Below are 23455 nucleotides of genomic sequence, written 5' to 3'. Positions count from 1 at the left end.
CTAATCATATTGTGGATATTCAGAGATAGTTTGTAATAATCTTTGCTTTTGTTGCTCTAAAGCTTTAGGGTTATTTAGCTCTAGCAAATCAAATTTTAGTATGTTACCATCCTTTGCTACAACCGGCAAATACCGACCATCTTTGGTAGGAAAAGTATAATAGACACTCTTTTTGTCAGACGTTAATTTCCATTTACCTTGTTGTAAAGATTCTCGTACTTTTGCAGCAGCGGTATATTGTCCTGTTGGGTCATTAATATTATCTATAATATTTCTACCATTACCCTCAGCTACGATAGTCCCATAATCACAAGCTATACTACCGTTAATAATAGCAAGTTGTATCTCTACTAAACTAGCCTCTATGTTATCAGAATTTAAATCATGAATCATACGTTGTGCTACCACCTGACGGGGTATTTGCAGATTCTTACTATCTATTCGCATATCGACCTCACTAATTAATTTGGTGGTTGCTTTTTTTACTGCTTTGGCAATTGATAAATCTTCAGTACGTTGGTAGTATTTAGCTAAATATTTTATGGCTTGCCGTGTTTGGTTAATCTCTGTCTCGTTTTGAATATCAGTTTTAGCTAAATCCTTACCCCATTGCTTGAATATACCATTATTTTCAATTTCTTTGTTAAATTCTGTAGTCTCATGACTGATAAATAATGGCTGACTTTTTACTGATAGCTCGTTAACTAATGCGATCATCTGTATAAAGGCTGACGCTGTCTTACGATTATATAGCCTACTCTCAGCATAGAATTGAGTCAGACACTCTAAATCTCCATTACCCCTTAAGATTTCATCCATTATTTCCAAGCCATATTGCTCACCGCTCCCGTCATCACCTCGCAGACTAATTATACCATCGGTGGTTTGTTGAATTTGGTTAACATCCTTACTCCCAATCTTTTTTGAATACTCATCACGTTCTTTGTTCATTAAATATTTCTGATCGTAACTAGGGATGCCTTTTTGCTCTTGCAATTGTTTCCTAAGCAATAAACGTTGAAACAATGGCATGTCTTTAGGTATTTCATCGGCATACATTTCCTCAACCATCCCAGCTGGGTCTGTTTGAGCCAATTTTAGCTGTTTGTTAAACTGCTCGGTTAAAATATGATATATTCTCTCTTTATTGTTATAATCACTATCTCCGCCCTTTGGGGCAATTTGTTGTAATATTTCCTGACCTTGATTAAATGGTAGGCGTTTTATTTGTTCTGAGATAATAAAAGCCTGCTTATATAAAGCTTCTTGGGTTCTGAATTGCAGTAATCGCGGATCACCAGCATTAAAGCTGGCTTGTAGTAAATTTTCAATGCCATCAATACCTTTGCCAGTAGCTAGGAGACTAGCCAAATGGGCATCGATAAGCGAACTAAGTTGATGTTGTCTCAATAATTGCTGATGATGTATTAGATTATTTGCTTGCCCCTCTAGCTTTATCCTCTGTTCAAGCGATAAATCTTCTTTCCATTCAGCTTTTATATTGGGATTTAATATAGCATCCGGCGAATGTTTTAAAGTGCCTAGTGCTGCAGCAAATGCCAAAGCTTGCCTGGCATTAATCAGCATTTGTTCTTTTTCTTGCGGCAGTAATGATAAAGAGCTAATAGCTATTATGCTATCTTGTAAATTACTACTATAAAACTCAGGGTTATCATAAGTAGCAATCTTAAACTTTTCGATAGCTTCAATTGCTAAATGGTGACGTTTACCATCAATCAGTTTAGCTTCTGTATGACTTATTTGCCCAACTAAAGATATTCGGTAGTCATTAATCTTGGCTTGCAACATACGCCTGGTTAGTGGGTTCTTGGCTTGCTGTAGATAATCTACAGCTCGCTTATCATACTTGCCTAAAAAATACTCGATGAACGGTTTGTTATTTTCTAGATAATCCGGATGCAATTCATCAAATTGCGTTAAACAACCAAAACCACCACTTTTGTTATCGCTAGCTACCTCAATATTACTCTGTGATTGATGCAAGTGCGTAGTGGTATCTTTAATAAAGTCTGCCCATAAATTTGGCATTTCTACGCTGGCATCTTTCTCAAGTTTACGTATCAAATAACCTTTAGCTTCTTCATTAATTTGCTGACTTATTCCTGCTATAACTTGCCATTTCATCTTATTTGGTCACTTTTTATTACTTTCCTTTTACTTGTCTGTACCTTCATTAATTCTTGATATTTTAGCAAGATCAAATACACCTTTTGAAATTGTACCAAGATTCTGCCAAGGCGAAGCTGACTTGATCGAACTAATATTACGGTTAATTGCTTCCTTATTTAAATCAATCATTGCTGTGTTTAAGTTTGATCTTGGTCTTTGGTGAAAATGTTCAGCTTCTACGCTTCTTGCCTTCATCTCATCCATATAAGCCATATGCCGTAGTAATAAGCCAGCTGAGTCAGTGCCAGTTATACCAATACCAGTTTTCAGGATATTATAGCCCAACTGCTGGCGATTATATAACTGCTCTTGCCTCAGCATATCAACGTGATAACTCGATATTGCCCCATATTCAGCCGTTCTTTCTATTAGTTGTTGACGGTCAAACCTGACATTCTCCTGTTGTTGTCTCAATAAATGCTGCTGCTCATATAAGGACTGCTTGGTTTTCTCTTTATTACTTCTTAACTGGGCGTAAGTATTAAATAAAGAGCTACCTGTAGCAAATATACTAGCTCCACTCGAGAAAAAATTTAGAAGATCAAACATTACTATTTTTTACCTTTAAAAAAATTTTCGCTATTTAATTTGTTGCAAAAATATGTTACACTATAGCTAGTATTAGTTGTGTAATGTGCTGAAAAATCTGCTTTTGGCAGTCGATTCTTTCGGGGAATTAGGGCATTATCCGATTAGTACTTATCTAGCGAGGATAAAGTGGACTGGAGAACTTAGGTATGTAATGGCATTCTGTTAATCTTCTAACCTATTATTTCTAGGTTCTTATATCTTTAAATTATGATATAAGAACCTAATAATGCCCTTTACAGCTCTCTATCTGGATAATTTGCGTTTCATCATTAAAAGAATATATCAATCTATGCTCATGATCTATTCTTCTAGACCAAAAACCGCTTAATTTATGTTTTAAAGGCTCAGGCTTTCCTATCCCGTCATATGGTGTTAGGAGAATATTATCTAGCAATTTCTGAATTCGTTTGTCTATTTTAGGATTTGTACACTGCCAGAATCGTCTTTGCTCAAGTGCTTCATTAGACAAGCAGATAACTCTCAATTTCCCCCCTTTTTTCTTGTAATTCTTTTTTTGCTTTTAAAAGCTGTTCTGTAATATCTTCTGCAGGAACTCCACTGTCATAATTCATCCACCATTGATCTTCAGCATTTTCTATTTGAACAATATCTTCTTTTGAAATTGATAAAAGATAATCTTTAATATCCTTTATTACATCAGTTTTAAAGAACTTACACATTTCTTCTTTCGTAATAATTTTATTTTGGCGTATAATAGCTTCACACCAAATAGAATGTGTATGTGTTAAATTACGTAAATACGCAGCTGTATGCTCACCATAAAAAGAATAGACTTTATAAATTAATTCTTTCTGATTTTTACTATAAATATCAAAATCTATTTCTCCAGGCGAAGGAATGCCATCAGCTTCAAAATTACCAAATGTTAAACGTAAAGCTCGTGTCACTGGTCCATGTTTCCATGCTTCAATCTCTTCTGTAAAAAGCGGTCTATCAAATAAAGCAAGACTTATTCCTTGGGCAAAATATATTAGTTTTTGTAGCTTTAGCTGGGTTATGGTATCGCCAGCTTTTCTATCTACTAAAACTAAAAAATAATTAGCTATATCCAAACAACTAAGTATCTTGTCTCTTTGTTTTTTATTCATAACTATTCTTAAATTTTGTTCACAGAATCTAGACCCCTTACCAAATTAACTTACGCTACCCTTGTAATTTGGTAAAATCTTTGCCTTAGCATATATTTTCAGTATACTAACTGGGTAAGGTTTATCAACCTTAAAAGTAACATCAATATCAGTTTTTATTTCCCCGTGCATAATAAAATTTACCCAACCCGATTGGTAAGGAGTGGCAAATAAATCACATACTTCTTTAGTAGCTGTTGATGTTGTTAAATATTTCTTATCATTAACCAATCTAATCAACGCATCACTATCTACATATCTACTATTAATATGTTGCCTATCTATTTGCCCATTATCTAGCCTTTCTTCAATATAACCACCTTTACTATTAAAGACCTTCAATCCAAGTTCCGCATCTTTTTTCGGAGCATGTTCTACCTCATCCGGAAATATCAGGGGAAAAGTCTGTAATATCGAAGAATAAGGAAAACCTACCGACAAATGTCTTACAGGATGTTTTAGCCTTATCAGCTCATTATCGATAATCCTCAAATCATGTAATTCCTCATCACCAATAATAGATACGGCAATTTTCTGGAAGATTGGCAATATAGTGGCAATATTTATTTGCTGGAATGATGGTAGACAGTTACGAGCTATGCTACTTAATTCATAACCACCAATATCAGGAAATAGTTTTTTAAAAACTGGAAAATATCTTTTTGATAACAATAAATATTTTTCTAATTTTAGGCTCTTCTCATCCTCAAGAATATCTTTCAATAAAGCCGGATGAAAGCTCGGCATAATTAACTGGCAATACTCAATAATGTTCCGTTGCAAATAAGCTAGCCCTTCTTTGAGTTCTTGCATTTGCTCAAATATTTTACCCGCTAGCGGTTCAATACCATCTTCCTCACTATATACCGATGCTCTAGAGGACGATAATGAGGAGCTGTGAACTCTTGCCATTATCGGGGCAATTCTGTTTGTTACTTCGTATACTTGCAGCAAAACTGCATAACTCTATTAAATTTTTTTGGTATAGCACTTAACATATAGGTTCATACATTATTTTAAACGTTCTACAACTTGCCTCAAATACAGAAATACCTTTATCTAATAATTTTCTAATGTTATTTTTTATCGGAAACCAATGATGTTCAATAGGATTTAAATCAGGGGAATAAGGTGGTAAAAATTTTAGTTTGCAGCCAGCTTTTTCAATTAATTCTTTAGCCCTTTTGGATTTATGAAAGCTTGCATTATCAGCAATGACAACCTGTCCAGGCTTTAGCTCCGGCACAAGGCAATTTTCTATATAAGCTTCAAATACCTTACTATCACAGCTCCCAGTAAAGACTAGTGATGCGATTAAACTATTCTGATTTAACGCACCAATAAAACTTGTTCTTTCACTACGTTTTCCCGATTTACTCCCATTACAACGACTTCCTTTCATTGACCATCCATATTCATATGATTCATTATCATTTATGCCCGCTTCATCAAGATAAACACGTCTCTCTATCGGCACTTTTTCTAATTCACTGAGAAAATCTTGTCGCTTTCCTTCATCTCTTTCTTTATACGCATATGTCTTTTTTTTCGAGTAATGTTGAGTTTCTTTAAAGCTCGGCTGATAGTCATTATACTTGCAACATTATCTAATTCTTTTGCTATTTCTGTAAGCGTTAACGAGTTACCCTTTTCTACTAAATGACGCAACTCCGATAAATCAGGGATTTTATGACCATATCCTTTCTGGTATCCCTCCTTTGACTTTATATCTCCAGTTTGTTTCTTTAATCTAATCCAATCATAGATTATTGACCGACTAATTTTAAAGGTTTCGCATGTAAGTGCTACTTTCTTATATTTCTCATAATGTTCTATAACTCTAGAACGTAAATCGTAACTGTAGGGGGATGCCATATTTCTATTATATAATTTTTTTATTATTTATCATTATAACTTATTTGAATCCATATGTTAAGTGCTATAGTATGAATTTATTTTATAAATTTGGGTTCCTACTATGCAAGTATCACCGATTAATAAAAAAACTAGTTGAAAAACTATCAGTTATACTATAACATTTCAATTATTAAACGTAATGAATGAATCAAAATGAAAAAGCCAAAAGTAGCGACCTTAAGTGCTGAGGAACGAGAAGAACTAATCCAGCATATTAAGGCAAATTCATTAACAGGAGATGATCAGCAAGCGGTGATAGAACTTGTGAAATTTTGTAACGAACTAATAGACAAGCTAGCATCATCAAACATCAGTATAAATAAGCTTAAGGAGATGATGATTGGTTTTAAGGCAGATAACAAAAAAAAGATAGTTCAGATTCATTAAAAGAACCACCGAGTGAATCTGATAATAAGAATGGTGGTAATGAAGAAGAGTACGATGAGTCCAAGAAGAGAGATCGCAGTAATTGGCAAGGTAAATATGGATTTGATGATTATCAGGATGCGAATACCAGCTATTTATCTCCTGAGAATTTTTGTAGTGGTGATAGCTGTCCTCACTGTGATAATGGTAAACTCTATAATAGTGAAGCTAGAAAATTGCTACAATTTACAGGTAATGCTCCAATTACAGTCAACAGATATGTAAAGAAAACGTTACGCTGTAATGCTTGCGATTATACAGTTATGAACAATAAGAATATCAACAAATGGACAAATAGTAGCAAAAGTGCAATAGTGTTACAAAAGACCTACGGTACTCCCTTCTATCGTTTATCTAGGTTGCAAAGTTTAAGCGGGGTTCCTGTATCATATAGCACTCTGTGGCAACAATATTTAGATGTTTGGCAAGAAGATGGTGGAGCTGAAATTTACAGGGTATTATTAGAAATGGCTGCCGAATGTAGTTCACTGAACCTTGATGATACTAGAGCTAGAATTTTAGAAATTACTGTAGCCAATAAAAAATTACGAGCTCAAAATAAGAAAGGACGCAGCTGTTATACCACTACTATATGTGCTAAGACTGCCAATAATGAGGTGATAGTTTTATATTTTACCGGTAATAAGCATGGCGGGGAGAATATTGGTAACATACTAAAGAATCGTAAGAATAGAACTGATTCTATTCATTTAATGACTGATGCAAGTAACAATAATAACCCGGTATTATCAGAAGCAGATAAAGAATTACTGGCAATAATAGTGATGATCAATTGTTTGTCACATGGGCAGAGAAAATTTACAGAGAATGAACCATATTACCCTGAAGAATGCGGATATTTTCTCAAACAGACTGCTGGGATTTACCATAATGAACATCAATGTAAAGAGATGAGCCTTGAGGAGAAGCTGAAGTACCATCAGGAACATAGCAGTAAATATATAGAAAATATATATAACAAAATAGATGAATTATTTAACGACAAGAAAGTTGAGCCTAATAGTAGGTTTGGGCAAGCTATGAAATATTGGTTAAATAATAAAGAAGGTTTGACGCAATTTTTGAAAATTCCAGTTAGCAGTCTTGATAATAATTGGGCTGAGAGGTCACTACGTACCATTATTTTACAAAGGAAGAATTCATTATTCTTTAAAACAATCAATAGTGCTGAGATACATAGTGGTCTGTATAGTATAGTAAAGACTTGTAGTGAGAATGAAATCAATGCCTTTAAATATTTAAATTGGCTGCAAGAGCAGAGTAGCAAAGCAAAGAAGCATCCTGAGGATTATACGCCTTTTGCCTATGCAAGATATATAAATAATACGGAATTAATCGAGACGGCAGCTTAAATGACAGGAAGCCAATCATTGGAGAGTTTGGCAGAACTAGGATCGCCATTATGAATAAGAATGTGTAAGGTTCTATAACAAATCTGATAAGATGAATTATCAGATGGGGAAAGTTTTGCCGTAAATTTACCTTTGGATAGGCGTTTAGAGCATAACCAAAAGCCTTGACCGTCAAAGGACAAAATTTTAATGGCAGTTCTGTTTTTATTATAGAATAAAAACAAGGAACCATTAAGAGGGTTGGAAGAAAGTTTTTGTCTGCAAACAGCTATTAAACCATCGATACCCTTACGAAAGTCGATGGCAATAGTGGCAACAAAAATAACTGACTGAGGGGTTAGTTGCAGCATAGAAATGTTTGAATTATGGTTTTTAGCTCTAGTGTTTGAATAATAAGCTTGGTACCATTTGGCTTAATAATGTGGCAAGTGTAGTAATTTTGTTTGGGAGTAGCCACAGGATCAGTATCTATAGAATTTACTAGTTGAAATGGGAGAAAATTAATATCGTGTTGTAGAACTTTATTTGAAGTTGAGGTAGGAGAAGTTTTGAGGGAAGGTTGATGGGCTTGTTGAATTGAACTAATTATTGTTTTATTAATATTGAGATGTTTGGCTATATCTTTGCAAGAATAGTGATGGAGTAGCTGGCGAACTAATTCCTTTAGATGGTTTGGTATGGGATCAAACTTGTTAGTTTTAGTTTGACGCCAGGCTTTAAATTGCTGAGCTACTTGCTCAACAGTAATTGATGGTATTTGCATAGTAGGAACCCAAATGTATAAAATAAATTTTATACTAACAAAAAAATTAGATAGAGTTATGCAGTTTTGCTGCAAGTATACTGTTCTATAGCAAATTTGATAAGATGAATTATCAGATGGGGAAAGTTTTGCCGTAAATTTACCTTTGGATAGGCGTTTAGAACATAGCCAAAATCCTTGACCATCAAAGGACAAAATTTTAATGGCAGTTCTGTTTTTATTATAGAATAAAAACAAGGAGCCATTAAGAGGGTCAGAAGAAAGTTTTTGTCTGCAAACAGCTATTAAACCATCGATACCCTTGCGAAAGTCGATGGCAATAGTGGCAACAAAAATAACTGACTGAGGGGTTAGTTGCAGCATAGAAATGTTTGAATTATGGTTTTTAGCTCTAGTGTTTGAATAATAAGCTTGGTACCATTTGGTTTAATAATGTGGCAAGTGTAGAGATTTTGTTTGGGAGTAGCCACAGGATCAGTATCTATAGAATTTACTAGTTGAAATGGGAGAAAATTAATATCGTGTTGTAGAACTTTATTTGAAGTTGAGGTAGGAGAAGTTTTGAGGGAAGGTTGATGGGCTTGTTGAATTGAACTAATTATTGTTTTATTAATATTGAGATGTTTGGCTATATCTTTGCAAGAATAGTGATGGAGTAGCTGGCGAACTAATTCCTTTAGATGGTTTGGTATGGGATCAAACTTGTTAGTTTTAGTTTGACGCCAGGCTTTAAATTGCTGAGCTACTTGCTCAATAGTAATTGATGGTATTTGCATAGTAGGAACCCAAATTTATAAAATAAATTTTATACTAACAAAAAAATTAGATAGAGTTATGCAGTTTTGCTGCAAGTATACGTTACTTCATCTACAATATTATCGATAGTTTGACTAAAACTATCAGACAAAATATATTCCCTAATATCTCTGCTTAATGGTTTATCGAGTATGATACTTCTTAGGCAAACAACTATTTCTTCTCGTCTCTTGAAATTGCTCAGCTCATTAGTCTCCCCGTCAAAAGTGCAAAAAATTCAAAAATTAGCACCTTAGCAAAAAATTTTTGTATAAAATTTTAGAGTTTAATTGTTCTGATGTAATTTTTTGATATAAAAAGATGATTTTTAGAAAATTTTTGCATGACGTTTTGTTAACGATTTTGTAATCGTTTGATTAATTTTCTTTATTTGCTAATTTTTATGTAGAAAAATTTGTTTTGAGCAGGTGATTAGCAATACACCGTAAGTTCAATCCTACAGCGGAAATTAACGGATTTATTATATCTCCTATTACTCCTTTTAAGTAATTTCTGCCAACTCTACCATAATGCTTAAGGTGTCCTATTATCGGCTCTATAGCACTTCTTCTCTTGATCATTGCCTTATCATCTGAGGATAGCTTCTTCTTGCAATATGGGCTATACACCTTGTCTTTTTCTTTAAAATTATTCCCCTTATAGCCTAAATCAACAAATGTCCTGGCTATTCCCACTCCTGTTAATTTCTTTACAACCTCTACAGTCTGCGATAATGTATGACCATCATATGGATTGCCATGAAATGATTTGGCCGCTAATACAAAATTACCTCGACCACTTACTGCTATCGAAACCTTGTTACCAAACTCATAGGGTTTGTTTAATTTCCCTTTACCTATGCACTCTACCTCCGGTGCGTGAAAACTATATAATACTTTATTATCCTCCTTATATCGCTCTTTCTCTGCTTTACTCAGTATAGATTGTGCCTGAATCTTTTTAATCTTATTTAGTATTTCTTGCTGCTTTAATGACAAACTTAACTTTGTTTTTGCTATTTCTCGCTGACATATTCTTATTAAACGACCCAGCAATATCTTTAAATGTTGCATTACCTTCTTACGTTTTTTGGCTTTACTATTATCCTTATATTTCCATAATTTTACTATGTCTTTTTTATATTGCTTGGCATATGTCTCATGTAACTTAATGCCTAAAGTATGACATAACTTTACTAGCTCTATTCTTGCCTTATCCATCAAATACACATCATGAGGATACTTAATATTCTTAATTTGTACTGTAGTATCAACGATTATCGATGCTAAGTCTTTTTTTTTAAGCACTCCGACTTTGCAACCAATTCTTGTTAATTCTTTTAATATCTCATTATATCCTTCTTCCCCTAATATAGCACGAAACCTTCGTATACTAGCTTCTGATATCTCAGCATCTTTCTGCAAATATTCCCAACCACAAAAATATTGCCAATATACGTTCTCTCTCAGCTCTTCTTCAGCTGCAGCATCTGACAGGTTATACATCGCTTGCAGCATAGTTACTCCAAGTAATAACCTGTGACATCTGCGATTCCTACCAAATTTCTTGATATTAACATTTGTCAATAACCATTCCTCTAAAACAGTCCAATTTATTAACGATCTTAATTTATATAACTTGTTATTAGGGTTTAATTCTTCGGTCAATTTATAACCAAAAAGCTGTCCTTGTTTTTGGGATTTTATTATATCTTCTATCGGCATAATTCATACAATCCATAAGGTTTCTGCCAATATTATAGCATTTTCTTATGGATTATCTAGATATTTTTACCCGCTAACCATATTATATATTATCCTTCTAGACTTTTGACGGGGAGACTAGCTATAGTTATGCCTATAGGATTAGGTGATAAAGAACATAACTATTGTAAGTTGTCATTCTTAGCAACGGCGGGAATCTAGATACCTGCTTTCGCAAGGTTAACACAAAGTTTGTATCACCTAATTCAATAGGTTTCACTATAGCCCCCCGTCAAAAGTCTAAAAATACAACATCTGTTATGTTTAAACAAAAAGGATGTCATTCCTGCGTAGGCAGGAATCTATAATATCTCAGGGCTTTTTGTCCACTATTTTAGATCCCTGCTTTCGCAGGGATGACAAGCTTGGTACTATGATTAGGTTATAAAAACTTTGTAAATCCATAAGGTTTTTGACAAAATAGGGTAAAAATCTTATGGATTTTGATGTGATTTTTAACCACAAACATGTATTACCTCTCATACCTACAGCCTTTTTGACGGAGCGACTAGCTAATCCATCCGGTTAGCTATATTTAGTATCTCTTTTAAAACTTTGATATAAAACTGGAATAACAAATATAGTAAATAGAGTACCAATAGTCATACCACCAACTATTACCAGACCGATAGATTTTTGTGCTTCTGCTCCCGCTCCTGAGGCAATGACTAATGACATTGCCCCAAAAATGGTCGCTAGAGTGGTCATTAGAATTGGTCTAAGCCTTAAGTTACAGGCTTTAGTTACAGCTTCTCTAATATTTAACCCTTGGCTTCTTAAGTTATTAGTAAATTCTACAATCATAATAGAATTTTTTGTGATCAAACCAATTAAAGTGATCAAGCCAATATTACTATACATATTAAGCGTATTACCAAATATCCAGAGTGTTAATACGCCACCAGTAATCGAGAATGGTACAGCAATAAGTATTAATATAGGATCAGTAAAACTTTCAAATTGTGCTGAAAGCACTAAGTAAATAAACAACAAAGCAAATAGGAAGGTAATAGTCATATTACCTTCTGATTCAGCCTTTTGCTTAATCTCTCCAATATATTCTAGGATAGTTGTATTACTATCCAATAATTCATTAGCTATGTTATTTACCTGTTTTATTGCATCGGTAATTTTTTGGTTTGGTGCCAAATCTGCCGAGATGGTTACTGATCTAGCATTATTATAATGGTTATAATATTTGATAGATATTTTCTCAACTATATTAGCCACAACACTTAATGGCAATAAATTATCAGTTGGGTTATTAGTGGGTATCAGTATCTTACTAAAGTGATCGATATTACTACGATGTTTTAAATTATACTGCATAGTTATATCATATAGTTCATTGCCCATTCTGAAATCACCAACTTGCTTTCCGGCAAGCAGATATTGCAATGTTAACCCTATATTTTCTAAACTCACCCCATAAAGGTAAGCTTTATCTCGGTTAACAATTACGTCAATCGTCGGCATGGAGGAATCTAAATCACTATCAATATTCATAAAAATTGGGTTTTTTTTCATGCTATTAACGAATTTCTGCGATATTTGATCTAGCTGCTCATATTCAAGCGAGGATTGCAAAGTAAATTCCACAGGGCTGCTAGCATTACCGCTAACCATTGAGCGTGGTTCCATTGCAAAAATCGATATTCCAACTATTTGTTGAAATTGCTGATTAAGCAAATTTACTATAGTTTTTTGTGACATTGACCTTGTCTTCCAGTCTTTAAGAGAGACAAAGCCACTACCACCTCCCTGATAAGTTACTGTCAAATAACCTACTATATCTTTGTAAGAACTGAGTATTTTCTCAACTTCTACTATTGCTTTTTCTAATTGTTCACTATTAGAACCTTGAGAACCAAAGAAGGAAAGCCGCACGAAACCATCATCTTCCTGAGGAATAAAAACTTTTGGGACAAAGATAAAACTAACAACCAACACCACTAAAGACAGTGCAATAATAAGTGAGAATAGCTTTTTATGATCAAAAGCAAGATTTAAATAGGACAAATACTTGTTTTGAACTAATTTAATAAACTGATCAAATTTAACTAAAAACCCTAAGGGTGGTCGATCATTTTTGCCGACCATGCGACTTGCCATCATGGGCGTCAGAGTTAAAGCGACAAAACCAGAAACTAACACACAAAATGCCAAGGTCCAAGCAAATTCAAGGAATAACTTCCCCATAAATCCATCAATAAAACCTATTGGTAAGAATACTGAGGCAAGTGTTATAGTCATTGCTATAATGGCAAAACCAATTTCCTTAGATGCAAGGATGGCAGATTCCATAGCAGAATGCCCCATCTCATTATATCTAAAAATGTTTTCCAGCATTACTATTGCATCATCTACCACCAAACCAATAGCCAGTATCATTGCTAAAAGGGTAAATATGTTGATAGAAAATCCTAAATAATACATGACAATAAATGTACCAATCAGCGATACTGGAATGGTTACAAGTGGTATCAGAGTGATTCTTACTGATGCCAGAAATAAATATACTACTATTATAACTAAAATTAATGCTTCAGCGATAGTGAAGAACACTGATTTGATTGAAGCATTAACTGGAATCGAATCATCATAGGCTATATCAATTGTTATGCCCTTAGGTAGATTCTTTTTAATTTTATCTAGTGACGATCTAACTTCTTTAGATAAATCAAGTATGTTGGCCTGTGATTGTTTTATAAGACCAAGTGCTACCGAATTTTTGCCATTACATCTAAAAATTACATCATCTTCTGGAGGGCCTAAATATATTTTAGCAATATCTTGTAACCTTAATATACTAGCATCTTTTACTTTTAATATAATTTGTTCAAATTGTTCCGGTTTACTTAAAGAACCATCTAATCTTACAGTAAAATCACGAGTAGCTGTTTTAATAGTTCCCGCCGGATAATAGATATTTTGTTTTTTTATAGCATTTTCAATTTCTAACACCGACATTTTATGCTGATATAATTTTACCGGATCTGGTTCTATCCGCATAGAATAATATTTACCACCATGAACTTTAACCTGACCTATTGTTTCAAGTTTTTCTAAAATGCTTTTAACGTTCTCTTGAACAATTTGGGTTAATTGCAAATCATTATATACATCACTACTAATACTTAAGAACAAACTAGGAAAATTATTGCCATCTTGCTTACTAATACGAGGTGTTTCCATATCTTTTGGAAATATACGACTTATCTCAGCAATTTTAGATCGAACATCGTTTAAGGATACTTCGATATTAGCCGATGATAAAAATGTTAAAGTGATATGGCTACTACTTGTCGAGCTTTGGGAAGTGATAGAATCAAGATTTTTTATAGTTTTTAGGGCTTTTTCAATACGAGTAGTGATCTCTTTTTCCATATAAAGAGCATCTGCCCCAGGATAATGTGCAGACACTGTTATTACAGGAAACGAAATATCGGGAATACCCCTAATTTGTAGTTTAGTAAAAAATACAGCCCCTAAAATAACAATTACTAGACTCATAACTGTTGCAAAGACTGGACGCTTGATGCATATTTCACTTAGGTACATATAAACAAATCCTATTCAACTCCAATTGCTAGTTTTTTCTCAAGAATTTTGGCTAAATTACTGATAATTATCACCATAACATAATAACAAAACCCTGCTATTAACATAGGAGTAAAATAAGTATAATGTTCAACCGATACTACCTGAGCTCTCCGCATTAAATCCATTTCACCGATAATTGATATAATCGATGACTCTTTGATTAAGTTAATAAGCTCATTGACCAGTGAAGGTAAAATATTTCTTATGGCTTGTGGCAAAATGATATCTTTGAGCATTAATCTCTCAGGTATGCCTAACGCTTTAGCAGCTTCAATCTGCCCCTTATCAACAGCATTAATTCCAGCTCTAATTATTTCCGAAACATATGCCCCTGAATTTAATGAAAAAGCTATGGTGCCTGCAGCAAAGACCCCAAGCTTAATACCAATTAAACCAGGCAAACCAAAATAAATTATGCTAAGTTGGATAAGCAACGGAGTGCCACGAAAAATCGATGTATAAAAATCAGCAAATAGCCTTAAGGCACGACTTTTGCTTACCTTACAAATTGCTAGTAAAGTACCGATAATCAATCCTAATAACACCGAAACTACACTATATTTCAGTGTTACTACCATCCCTTGCATAATAAAATATACAGAAGAGAAATCAAGTAATTGTTCAAACATCTAACACTCTTAAATCTCCTGAACTTGTCCCAGTACAGGAGCTAATTAAATCTATTCAAATAACTCGTCTATAGCTAAGTATTCGGGTTATAGCTAACCCGAATAAGTTTTAGATATTATGTCATATTTCGCTTCACTCGTCCATACCATCATTCTTAGCAACGGCGGGAATGACAATTTACAACTTCATGTCATCCCCCTGCGTAGACAAGGTTCTTAGATTCCCGCCGTTGCTAAGAATGGCAAGGGAGTGCGGGAATGGCAATTTACAACCGATCTTTAACTGTCATTGCGGAGAGCCCACTTTAGGCGACGAAGCAATCCATAAAAATGATTAGAAATGGATTGCCACGACCACTTACGTGGTCTTGCAATGACGCCTGAGTTTATAACTCGTCATTGCGAGAAGTGCGTAAGCACGACGAAGCAATCCAATCCATGACATACGTTAAACAATGTCTTCATATAAATCACGCCATTCTGGATTCATAATCGTAATTAATTTTAATTTCCTAGCTCTGGAGTCAGATTTAATTTGCTTTTCTCTAGCAATAGCACTATCCATTGTCTCTAATACTTCATAAAATACTAGGTCAGTACACTTATATTTTGAAGTAAACCCTTTAATAATACCATGTTTATGCTCATAAACTCTCTTAATAAGATTTGAAGTAACAGCAGTATATAGGGTGCCATTCTTCTGGTTTGCCATGATATATACTGCAGGTTGTTTCATATTTTGTTTATACTATTATGGATTGCTTCGTCGTGCTTACGCACTCCTCACAATGACGCCAGATTTGTATAGATAAATGCTAAATTGGGTTAATCATACAAAAAATCTAATTTTACAGCCTAATTTTGCAATATCTTCATTAACAAACTAAGTTCTTCACGAAATTCTGTATCAATCTCACATAACTCTTCTACCTTTTTGATAGCATGCATTATCGTAGTATGATCTTTCTTGCCAAATTTTTTGCCGATATCAGTAAGGCTTTTTGGTGTTAATGTTTTACTCAAATACATAGCTACTTGTCTTGGTCTAGCTATTGAGCGAATACGTCTAGGAGAAGACATATCGGAAAATTTAATATTATAACGATCAGCTACTTTTCTTTGGATATCCTCAATTGTGATAATTTTTTCATTGGAGCGTAGTAAGTCACGCAAGATATTTTGGGTATTTTCTAAAGTTATTTCCCTACCAACTAAGGTAGAATGAGCGATAACTTTATTAAGAGCTCCTTCTAACTCTCTGACATTCGATGTTATTTTAGCTGCTAGAAATTCTACAACATTTTTAGGTATATGGATATTCATCTGTTCAAGTTTAGATTCTAAGATTCCCAATCTTAGTTCATAAGTAGTACTATGGACATCTGCAACCAATCCCCAACCAAGCCGGGATTTAATTCGATCTTCGATATTATCTAAATCTGACGGTGAACGGTCACACGATATAACCATTTGACGATTATTATCAATTAAAGCATTGAAAGTATGAAAAAACTCTTCTTGAGTGCTATCTTTACCTGATATAAATTGAATATCATCGATCATTAGCACGTCAACCGAACGAAATTCTTCTTTAAAAGACATAACATCTTTATTACGTAGTGCTTTGATGAATTGATACATAAATTTTTCTGCCGACATGTAAATTACCTTACGAGTCGGATTATTATGTTTTATATACCAAGCAATGGCATGCATTAAGTGTGTCTTACCAAGCCCCACCCCTCCATATAAAAATAAGGGGTTAGATTCAGCTACCGCACCTTCCGATTCAGCTACCGCTCTAGACGCTGCATACGCTAATTCATTCGGTCCACCCACCACAAAATTTTCAAAAGTAAATCGTAAGTCTAATGCTGAAAAAATGCCTTCGGAATTGATATCCATTCCTTCTTTTATTGATGGAACTTTTGCTAAATATTCAGGTATATTTGGATTTTGTTCTGATAATTCTTTAGTAATGATTTCAATTGATTTGATGTCTTTGTCATAGGATTGCCAAGATTGTAATATAGTACGTGTATATCTCGATCTTATCCAATCTCGAATAAAATTTGTCGGTGTAGAAAGTACAATAGTACTAGTAGTAGCTTCTAGAAAATTAATCTTACTAAACCAACTTTTATACAAGGCATCGCCGTAATGTTTATTAAGGTCAGAACAAACTTGCTGCCAAATATCTCTATGATAAGTCACTTCCTTTGCTATAGTCAATTGATTATGGTTAGTATTCACAGAATTTGCCATGGTAAATTATTTTGTTTCCAACCAGCTCCATTAGTTCCTCCTTCAAAACCATCAATAATGTTGTAGCAGTCTTTATAACCTAAAGTATCAGCAAACTGTGCTGCTTCATGAGATCTACCACCTGAACGACAAAGGAATAATAGTTTATGGTTATTACTAACTTTCGACATGAGCTGGTTTTTAAATTCGTTATTTAATGACATATTAGGCAATAAGCACCAACTAACAAAAACTATCTTATCTTTATCAAGCTTTGGAATGCCTATTTGCTGCCATTCTTCAGTAGTTCTAACATCAACTATCATGCTGTTATTATCCATTTCTAGCAACTTATAAGCCGTTACGGAAGATATATTTTTAATGCTCATAAAGTTTAGCGTTTCTTTGATATATTAAATTTTATTGAATAAGGAAGATTTGAAGCAACTAAATTCGAGTACCATTTTATACAGATTACATTTTATTTTATATTTGTTAATTGTCAAACTATCTGAATTATATTATGATGTTTTTTTATAAGATTGTAAATATGGATTATTTTAACAAAACATCTTTAGCCAAAAAACTGTTATACCAAAGCAAAAATCGTGGTTGCAAAGAAATTGGGTTAATATTAGGTAAATTTGCTGAAAAATTTCTTGCTAACATGGATAGAGCTAGTTTAGCAGATTTTGCTTTAATACTTAACCAAAATGATATAGATATTTATGATTGGATTACCAATAAAACTACACCTCCTTCTCACTTAAATTCAAAAGTGATGTTACAGATACTTAGTTTTGATATTAACCACATAGAAGCTTAGTAAATGATACAACAACTGCTACCACTCAGTGCGAAAAGTTTTTTTGCTAGTGAGTATTTTTTAAATAAATTCACCAAGAATATTTTACTTATTTTTGCTAGTGAAGATGATGCAATCAATAGCCATAAACAATTATTGTTTATGGCACAAAACATTAAAACTAGCAATATATTACATTTTCCTAGTCTTGATACTATACCATATGATCGTATTTCACCAAATCAAAATATTTTATCAGAAAGAGCGAATATATTAAGTTATTTAGCAACTAATAACGATAGAAAATTGCTAGTGACTAGTGCTGCAAATTTACTGACAAAATTACCTCCCCCAGAGTTATTGGTTAAGTCTTTTTTGAGATTACATAATAAAATGAAGCTCTCAGCCAGTAAACTAGCGGAATTCTTGGTACATAATAGTTTTACCAGGAGTAGCAGTAGCATTGATAGTGGTGAATTTTCTGTAAGAGGAGAGATAGTAGATATAGTCTTACCTGGTTCTAAAGCTTATCGTATTAATTTTAGTTGGGATCACATAGAATCAATCAAGGAATTTGATATTGATAGCCAGATTTCTACCAATAATCGCACGGAGCTAATACTTAATTCTGCTAGTGAGGTGATATTAAACCCAGAAACAATAAAGAATTTCAGAGATAATTATTTAAAAGCTTTTGGTGTTAATTACACAAATACTCCTTTATATGAATCAGTGATTGAAGGAAAAAAATTTCAAGGATACGAACATTTATCTCCTTTATTCTACAATTCTTTCAGTAGCCTAATTAATTACTTAGATAATCCTATTATTATTTATGATAATTTATCGTTGCAATCAATTGTTGAGCAGGAAAATAATTATACAGATCTTTACAGATCGCGGATTGAGTCTAACAAAATAAAATTAAATACATTTTATCCTGCATTGCCTCCTGAGCAAATTTATTTTACCAGTCAGGAAACACAAAAGTTCCTGGAACATGATAATAATATTTTAATTAGTCCAGAGGATTCATCCTATGCACATTCATTAGAAAAAATTACTGTAACTAGTTTTATGGAGGATAAGACAGTTTTTAATAAGCTATTTGAGATTATAGAAAATAATAACAATAAAATACCTATTATTTTTTGTCACTCTAAAAGTAATTTGGAAAGATTCAAAAGCCTAATAGATAGTTATTCACGAAAATATATCGAAATAGACCATTTACAACAGGCAAAAATTGGAGTTATAAATCTTGCCTATGTTCAGCTTAGCCAAGGGTTTTATAGTGATAAATATTTGTTTATTGCAGCTCATGATATATTAGGAAAAAGTGCGGTGAGTTTTCGTCAGCAAAGTGCTAAACGTAAGCTTAAAAATATTTTAATGGAATTAGATAATTTAAGTGAAGGAGAGCTAGTTGTTCATAAGGATCATGGTATTGGGCAATTTCTTAATGTTGAAATACTAGATGTTAAAGGCAAAGCTCATGATTTCCTAAAAATTCTATATGAGAATAATGATAAATTATATATTCCTGTTGAAAATATAGAGTTAATCAAAAAATATGGTAGTAGTGAAGCACAGCTTGCCAAATTAGGTAGTAGTGCATGGCAAAGAAGTAAAGCCAAGCTTAAAAATCGTATTACAGAAATTGCTGAACAATTATTAGAAATAGCCGCTAAGAGAAAATTAACTATAGCAAGTCCAATAGAATTTGATCATGCAGAGTATGATCAATTTTGTCATAGATTTAAATATACCGAAACTGAAGATCAATTAAATGCTATAAACGATATTAGGAAAGATTTCGACTCGGGTATTTTAATGGATAGATTAATTTGTGGAGATGTTGGGTTTGGCAAGACTGAAGTAGCTATACGAGCAACTTTTATGGTAGCAAAATCAAATTGTGATGATACTGATAAAACCCCTCAAGTAGCTATCATCGTACCAACTACTATTTTGGGTAAACAGCATTATTTAAGATTTCTTAAAAGATTTAAGGATTTTGGCTTGAATATAGTACAATTATCCAGTCTGGTTACCAATAGCGATGCTAAAATTATTAAAGAACAAATCAAAAACGGTACAGCTAATATAATAATTGGCACACATGCTTTATTGAATAAAAATATAGAATTTAGTAATCTTAGATTATTAATAATTGATGAAGAACAACATTTTGGTGTTACTCAAAAAGAATATTTAAAGAGACTTAGAACTACAATGCATGTTCTATCTCTTTCAGCGACACCAATTCCTCGTACAATGCAAATGTCAATGGTCGGGCTTAAAGACCTTAGTATCATTGCAACACCACCGATGGATAGGTTAGAAGTTCGGACAACAGTGATGCCCTTTGATCAAGTAATTATCAGAGATGCTTTACTTAGAGAGCGTTTTCGTGGTGGCAGAAGTTTCTATGTAGTGCCTAGAATTAAGGATATTCCAGATATAGAGAGATACTTACAAACAATTGTGCCAGAATTAAAGTACAAAGTTGCTCACGGTCAGATGCCAGCTGGCAAGGTAGATGAAATTATGGGTGAATTTTGTGATGGTAAGTTTGATATACTCGTTTCCACCACAATAATTGAATCTGGTATAGATATTGCAGAAGCTAATACGATGATTATTCATAAATCTGACACTCTTGGTCTAAGTCAGTTATATCAGCTCAGGGGTAGAATAGGGCGGAGTAAATTCAGAGGTTATGCCTACCTAACCTTAGCAAATTATAAAAAAATGACTGCCCATTCAATAAAACGTCTAGAAATAATGCAGAGTAGCTGCTCTCTTGGTTCTGGTTTTACCATCGCTAGCCATGATATGGATTTACGTGGTTTTGGCAATTTAGTAGGAGAAGAGCAATCTGGTCAGATTAAAGAAGTAGGGGTAGAGCTTTATCAGGAGATGCTAGATGAACAAATAGCAATTTTTAAGGGTGAAGTTACTGAAAATCCAAAATCTTTTGTTCCAACAATTAATTTGGGGTTACCTGTTTTCATTTCCGATAATTATATTGCAGACTCTTCTCTTAAACTAAGCTTATATAGAAGAATTGGCAATTTAACTGACGATACAGATATTGAAAGTTTTAAGGATGAAATGGTTGATCGTTTTGGTTCTATCCCATTAGAGTTTAATAATCTACTTGATATAGTAAAAATAAAACATAAATGCAGTAAACTTAATATTGAAAATTTAGACTCTGGTGAACGAGGATTTGTTTTAAAATTTTATAAAGAAGCGGATATAGCTGATAAGGTTAAGAACTTTGTTATAAAACATCCTCAGCAAACTAAAATAAAACCGGATAATAAGTTAGTATTTAGTAAAATATTGGTAGGGAAGGATATTATAAAAGAGGCTAATAGCTTGCTAGAACAATTATTAGCAGCCTAACTAACTCTATAACCCGAATAGTATTACTCCGTCATTGTGAGGAAGACGAAAGTACTTCCGTCATTGCAAGACCACATAGTGGTCGTGGCAATCCATAAAAGCAACCAAAGATGGATTGCTTCGTCGGCTCACTCTTTCTCGCAATGACGGAGTAATGCTAGTATGGTTAGCTATACAACCTAAAGATAAGTTATGTTTCTTATAATATGAGGTAATCCTGAAAATATATTAGACTTACCTAAATAACTTATCTATATTTAGACATATATAGATAATATTAAAATCACAAATTAAAGAAGCAGAATTATGGCAAGTGGTGAAGTCGAAAGAAAAGAGTTAAATTGTTCTTTTTGTGGTAAAAATCAATATGAAGTAATAAAGTTAATTGCTGGACCTACGGTATTTATTTGTAATGAATGTATTGAACTTTGTCTTGACATTATAAAAGAAGAAACTAAGGTAGCACTTAAGCAAATTTCCTCTTCAATTCCAACGCCACAAAAGATTTTTTCTACTCTTAATGATTACGTAATTGGTCAGGATCAAGCAAAAAAAGTCTTATCAGTTGCGGTATATAATCACTATAAAAGATTAGAATATATCGAGTCAAGTAATAATGATGTTGAATTAAACAAATCAAATATCCTAATTATTGGCTCTACTGGTTCAGGTAAAACTCTTCTAGCTCAAACCTTAGCAAAAATTCTTGATGTACCTTTTACTATGGCAGACGCAACTTCTTTAACTGAAGCTGGTTATGTTGGTGAAGATGTTGAAAATATCTTGCTAAGATTATTACAAGCAGCAGACTTTAATATAGCTAAAGCCCAACGAGGCATTGTCTATATAGATGAAGTAGATAAAATCGCTAGAAAATCCGAAAACCCTTCGATAACAAGAGATGTCTCAGGAGAAGGTGTGCAACAAGCGTTACTTAAAATCATGGAAGGAACTGTTGCATCTGTACCACCACAAGGGGGAAGAAAACACCCACAGCAAGATTTTGTGCAAGTAGATACTTCCAATATTTTGTTCATATGTGGCGGTGCTTTCATGGGGATAGATACTATAATTACTGCTCGTACTGCTCAAAGTTCAATTGGTTTTGCAGCAAATGTCCAGTCAAAACAAGAAAGAAACCATAGTGAAACACTCAAATCATTAGAAATTGAAGATTTAGTAAAGTTTGGGTTAATTCCTGAGTTTATTGGCAGGCTTCCAGTAATAGCAACTTTAGACGACTTAGACAAAGCGTCTTTAGTGGCAATTTTAACTCAACCAAAGAATGCTGTTATTAAACAATATCATAAATTATTCGAGTTAGACGATGTTGAGCTATCAATTGACAACGATGCTTTAGAAGCAATAGCTGAAAAAGCACTAACACGAAAAACCGGAGCTAGGGGTCTTAGATCTATAATTGAAACACTTCTACTTGACAGTATGTATAATGTTACCAATCTGAAAAAAATGCACGTACATATTTCCAAAGATGTGATAGATGGTACAGCTCAGCCAGTAGTTACCCCAAAAAATTATGTAAAACCTACTAAAAAACGTATGGCGGTTTAGAGGGGTAATAATTTTGGTATTAACAAAGATTTATATTGTATTTTGTCTTAAAAATTAACAGAAGGACTCCTCTGAGTAAAACGCATTTTCAACGAATTGGGATAGTTTAACTGGAAACGCATAGTACTCTACATTTTTTATTTTGTAGTGAAATAGCAAAAAATTATAAGGATATTATGCTACACAAGCGTCATTGCGAGGAGCGTGTAAGCACGACGAAGC

At 33.5% G+C, this 23455-nt stretch carries 23 protein-coding genes; 7 read left to right on the top strand and 16 right to left on the bottom strand.

Features of this window, described 5'->3' with window-relative positions:
- The 6 genes from ACQH2P_RS09540 to ACQH2P_RS09515 form a co-directional block, all read right to left on the bottom strand.
- Positions 1 to 2145 carry a hypothetical protein gene (locus ACQH2P_RS09540; RefSeq protein WP_425363931.1) on the bottom strand — a complete coding sequence of 715 codons (2145 nt, stop codon included), beginning with the start codon at positions 2143 to 2145 and terminating at the stop codon, positions 1 to 3.
- A 30-nt stretch (positions 2146 to 2175) separates the two neighbouring features.
- Positions 2176 to 2739, bottom strand: coding sequence for a hypothetical protein (locus ACQH2P_RS09535; protein WP_425363930.1), 564 nt, complete (start codon positions 2737 to 2739; stop codon positions 2176 to 2178).
- Positions 2740 to 3001: 262 nt separating this feature from the next.
- A complete protein-coding gene (locus ACQH2P_RS09530) occupies positions 3002 to 3250 on the bottom strand; it encodes a Txe/YoeB family addiction module toxin (protein WP_425363414.1) in 249 nt (82 codons plus the stop codon).
- Positions 3243 to 3890, bottom strand: a complete 648-nt coding sequence (locus ACQH2P_RS09525; RefSeq protein ID WP_425363413.1) for a Panacea domain-containing protein — start codon at positions 3888 to 3890, stop codon at positions 3243 to 3245. The genes ACQH2P_RS09530 and ACQH2P_RS09525 overlap by 8 nt, the downstream gene beginning before the upstream one ends.
- 45 nt (positions 3891 to 3935) lie before the next feature.
- Entirely contained in the window at positions 3936 to 4883 is a 948-nt protein-coding gene (locus tag ACQH2P_RS09520) for a hypothetical protein (protein WP_425363929.1), read from the bottom strand.
- Positions 4884 to 4920: 37 nt separating this feature from the next.
- Positions 4921 to 5804, bottom strand: a protein-coding gene (locus ACQH2P_RS09515; protein ID WP_425362619.1) for an IS630 family transposase whose coding sequence is annotated in 2 segments (ribosomal slippage) — positions 4921 to 5481 and positions 5484 to 5804 — 882 coding nt in all. Because the reading frame shifts where the segments join, the coding sequence is not laid out codon by codon here.
- A gap of 195 nt (positions 5805 to 5999) precedes the next feature.
- Between ACQH2P_RS09515 and ACQH2P_RS09510 the strand changes: the two genes are divergently transcribed.
- Genes ACQH2P_RS09510 through ACQH2P_RS09500 form a run of 3 tightly spaced genes read left to right on the top strand, consistent with a single transcriptional unit; the run spans position 6000 to position 7645 of the window.
- Positions 6000 to 6233, top strand: coding sequence for a hypothetical protein (locus tag ACQH2P_RS09510; RefSeq protein ID WP_425363882.1), 234 nt, complete (start codon positions 6000 to 6002; stop codon positions 6231 to 6233).
- A gap of 30 nt (positions 6234 to 6263) precedes the next feature.
- Positions 6264 to 6497 carry a hypothetical protein gene (locus ACQH2P_RS09505; RefSeq protein WP_425362621.1) on the top strand — a complete coding sequence of 78 codons (234 nt, stop codon included), beginning with the start codon at positions 6264 to 6266 and terminating at the stop codon, positions 6495 to 6497.
- 38 nt (positions 6498 to 6535) lie between these two features.
- Entirely contained in the window at positions 6536 to 7645 is a 1110-nt protein-coding gene (locus ACQH2P_RS09500; RefSeq protein WP_425362622.1) for an IS66 family transposase, read from the top strand.
- Here the strand turns inward: ACQH2P_RS09500 and tnpB (ACQH2P_RS09495) are convergent.
- The 7 genes from tnpB (ACQH2P_RS09495) to ACQH2P_RS09465 all read right to left on the bottom strand — a co-directional run bounded on the left by tnpB (ACQH2P_RS09495) (position 7642) and on the right by ACQH2P_RS09465 (position 15198).
- Positions 7642 to 7995, bottom strand: a complete 354-nt coding sequence (tnpB, locus tag ACQH2P_RS09495; protein WP_425362591.1) for an IS66 family insertion sequence element accessory protein TnpB — start codon at positions 7993 to 7995, stop codon at positions 7642 to 7644. The two genes, ACQH2P_RS09500 and tnpB (ACQH2P_RS09495), sit on opposite strands and share 4 nt — an antisense overlap.
- Positions 7983 to 8771, bottom strand: coding sequence for an IS66 family insertion sequence element accessory protein TnpB (gene tnpB, locus ACQH2P_RS09490; protein ID WP_425363928.1), 789 nt, complete (start codon positions 8769 to 8771; stop codon positions 7983 to 7985). The genes tnpB (ACQH2P_RS09495) and tnpB (ACQH2P_RS09490) overlap by 13 nt, the downstream gene beginning before the upstream one ends.
- The gene (locus ACQH2P_RS09485) at positions 8759 to 9184 is read right to left on the bottom strand and encodes a hypothetical protein (protein WP_425363927.1); all 426 of its coding nucleotides are present in this window, start codon (positions 9182 to 9184) and stop codon (positions 8759 to 8761) included. The genes tnpB (ACQH2P_RS09490) and ACQH2P_RS09485 overlap by 13 nt, the downstream gene beginning before the upstream one ends.
- Positions 9185 to 9604: 420 nt before the next feature.
- Positions 9605 to 10927, bottom strand: a complete 1323-nt coding sequence (locus tag ACQH2P_RS09480) for an IS5 family transposase (protein WP_425362593.1) — start codon at positions 10925 to 10927, stop codon at positions 9605 to 9607.
- A gap of 133 nt (positions 10928 to 11060) precedes the next feature.
- Positions 11061 to 11186, bottom strand: coding sequence for a hypothetical protein (locus tag ACQH2P_RS09475; protein ID WP_425363926.1), 126 nt, complete (start codon positions 11184 to 11186; stop codon positions 11061 to 11063).
- A gap of 305 nt (positions 11187 to 11491) precedes the next feature.
- The gene (locus ACQH2P_RS09470; RefSeq protein ID WP_425363925.1) at positions 11492 to 14527 is read right to left on the bottom strand and encodes an efflux RND transporter permease subunit; all 3036 of its coding nucleotides are present in this window, start codon (positions 14525 to 14527) and stop codon (positions 11492 to 11494) included.
- 11 nt (positions 14528 to 14538) lie between these two features.
- Positions 14539 to 15198 carry an amino acid ABC transporter permease gene (locus ACQH2P_RS09465; protein ID WP_425363924.1) on the bottom strand — a complete coding sequence of 220 codons (660 nt, stop codon included), beginning with the start codon at positions 15196 to 15198 and terminating at the stop codon, positions 14539 to 14541.
- Positions 15199 to 15386: 188 nt separating this feature from the next.
- Between ACQH2P_RS09465 and ACQH2P_RS09460 the strand changes: the two genes are divergently transcribed.
- Positions 15387 to 15536: a hypothetical protein gene (locus tag ACQH2P_RS09460; protein ID WP_425363923.1), complete on the top strand. Its 150-nt coding sequence runs from the start codon at positions 15387 to 15389 to the stop codon at positions 15534 to 15536.
- 110 nt (positions 15537 to 15646) lie between these two features.
- On the opposite strand, the gene ACQH2P_RS09455 is transcribed toward ACQH2P_RS09460, so the two are convergent.
- The 3 genes from ACQH2P_RS09455 to ACQH2P_RS09445 form a co-directional block, all read right to left on the bottom strand.
- On the bottom strand, positions 15647 to 15934 hold the full coding sequence (locus ACQH2P_RS09455; protein WP_425363922.1) for a GIY-YIG nuclease family protein: 288 nt from the start codon (positions 15932 to 15934) through the stop codon (positions 15647 to 15649).
- A 119-nt stretch (positions 15935 to 16053) separates the two neighbouring features.
- On the bottom strand, positions 16054 to 17463 hold the full coding sequence (dnaA, locus tag ACQH2P_RS09450) for a chromosomal replication initiator protein DnaA (RefSeq protein WP_425363921.1): 1410 nt from the start codon (positions 17461 to 17463) through the stop codon (positions 16054 to 16056).
- Positions 17448 to 17831, bottom strand: a complete 384-nt coding sequence (locus ACQH2P_RS09445; RefSeq protein ID WP_425363920.1) for a rhodanese-like domain-containing protein — start codon at positions 17829 to 17831, stop codon at positions 17448 to 17450. The genes dnaA and ACQH2P_RS09445 overlap by 16 nt, the downstream gene beginning before the upstream one ends.
- A 137-nt stretch (positions 17832 to 17968) precedes the next feature.
- On the opposite strand from ACQH2P_RS09445, the gene ACQH2P_RS09440 reads away from it, so the two are divergent.
- The 3 genes from ACQH2P_RS09440 (at position 17969) to clpX (ending at position 23233) form a co-directional block, all read left to right on the top strand.
- Complete coding sequence (locus ACQH2P_RS09440) at positions 17969 to 18268, top strand: succinate dehydrogenase assembly factor 2 (RefSeq protein ID WP_425363919.1); 300 nt, start codon at positions 17969 to 17971, stop codon at positions 18266 to 18268.
- Between the two features lie 3 nt (positions 18269 to 18271).
- Complete coding sequence (mfd, locus tag ACQH2P_RS09435) at positions 18272 to 21661, top strand: transcription-repair coupling factor (protein ID WP_425363918.1); 3390 nt, start codon at positions 18272 to 18274, stop codon at positions 21659 to 21661.
- A 306-nt stretch (positions 21662 to 21967) separates the two neighbouring features.
- A complete protein-coding gene (gene clpX, locus ACQH2P_RS09430; RefSeq protein WP_425363917.1) occupies positions 21968 to 23233 on the top strand; it encodes an ATP-dependent Clp protease ATP-binding subunit ClpX in 1266 nt (421 codons plus the stop codon).
- The last annotated feature ends 222 nt before the right edge of the window (positions 23234 to 23455 follow it).

It is taken from the genome of Candidatus Tisiphia endosymbiont of Hybos culiciformis (assembly GCF_964030975.1).
Classification (GTDB): domain Bacteria; phylum Pseudomonadota; class Alphaproteobacteria; order Rickettsiales; family Rickettsiaceae; genus Tisiphia.
Note: the sequence above shows the minus strand (reverse complement) of the source record. Positions and strands in the feature narration are given on the sequence as shown.

Excerpts from the sequence above, each read along its gene's own strand:
- ACQH2P_RS09500 (WP_425362622.1), top strand. The coding sequence starts at position 6,536 with ATGAACAATAAGAATATCAACAAATGGACAAATAGTAGCAAAAGTGCA.
- ACQH2P_RS09470 (WP_425363925.1), bottom strand. The coding sequence starts at position 14,527 with ATGTACCTAAGTGAAATATGCATCAAGCGTCCAGTCTTTGCAACAGTT.
- tnpB (WP_425362591.1), bottom strand. The coding sequence starts at position 7,995 with ATGCTGCAACTAACCCCTCAGTCAGTTATTTTTGTTGCCACTATTGCC.
- ACQH2P_RS09440 (WP_425363919.1), top strand. The coding sequence starts at position 17,969 with ATGTTTTTTTATAAGATTGTAAATATGGATTATTTTAACAAAACATCT.
- tnpB (WP_425363928.1), bottom strand. The coding sequence starts at position 8,771 with ATGCTGCAACTAACCCCTCAGTCAGTTATTTTTGTTGCCACTATTGCC.
- dnaA (WP_425363921.1), bottom strand. The coding sequence starts at position 17,463 with ATGGCAAATTCTGTGAATACTAACCATAATCAATTGACTATAGCAAAG.
- ACQH2P_RS09455 (WP_425363922.1), bottom strand. The coding sequence starts at position 15,934 with ATGAAACAACCTGCAGTATATATCATGGCAAACCAGAAGAATGGCACC.
- ACQH2P_RS09445 (WP_425363920.1), bottom strand. The coding sequence starts at position 17,831 with ATGAGCATTAAAAATATATCTTCCGTAACGGCTTATAAGTTGCTAGAA.
- clpX (WP_425363917.1), top strand. The coding sequence starts at position 21,968 with ATGGCAAGTGGTGAAGTCGAAAGAAAAGAGTTAAATTGTTCTTTTTGT.
- ACQH2P_RS09480 (WP_425362593.1), bottom strand. The coding sequence starts at position 10,927 with ATGCCGATAGAAGATATAATAAAATCCCAAAAACAAGGACAGCTTTTT.
- ACQH2P_RS09505 (WP_425362621.1), top strand. The coding sequence starts at position 6,264 with ATGGTGGTAATGAAGAAGAGTACGATGAGTCCAAGAAGAGAGATCGCA.
- mfd (WP_425363918.1), top strand. The coding sequence starts at position 18,272 with ATGATACAACAACTGCTACCACTCAGTGCGAAAAGTTTTTTTGCTAGT.
- ACQH2P_RS09460 (WP_425363923.1), top strand. The coding sequence starts at position 15,387 with ATGTCATCCCCCTGCGTAGACAAGGTTCTTAGATTCCCGCCGTTGCTA.
- ACQH2P_RS09485 (WP_425363927.1), bottom strand. The coding sequence starts at position 9,184 with ATGCAAATACCATCAATTACTATTGAGCAAGTAGCTCAGCAATTTAAA.
- ACQH2P_RS09510 (WP_425363882.1), top strand. The coding sequence starts at position 6,000 with ATGAAAAAGCCAAAAGTAGCGACCTTAAGTGCTGAGGAACGAGAAGAA.
- ACQH2P_RS09535 (WP_425363930.1), bottom strand. The coding sequence starts at position 2,739 with ATGTTTGATCTTCTAAATTTTTTCTCGAGTGGAGCTAGTATATTTGCT.
- ACQH2P_RS09525 (WP_425363413.1), bottom strand. The coding sequence starts at position 3,890 with ATGAATAAAAAACAAAGAGACAAGATACTTAGTTGTTTGGATATAGCT.
- ACQH2P_RS09540 (WP_425363931.1), bottom strand. The coding sequence starts at position 2,145 with ATGAAATGGCAAGTTATAGCAGGAATAAGTCAGCAAATTAATGAAGAA.
- ACQH2P_RS09465 (WP_425363924.1), bottom strand. The coding sequence starts at position 15,198 with ATGTTTGAACAATTACTTGATTTCTCTTCTGTATATTTTATTATGCAA.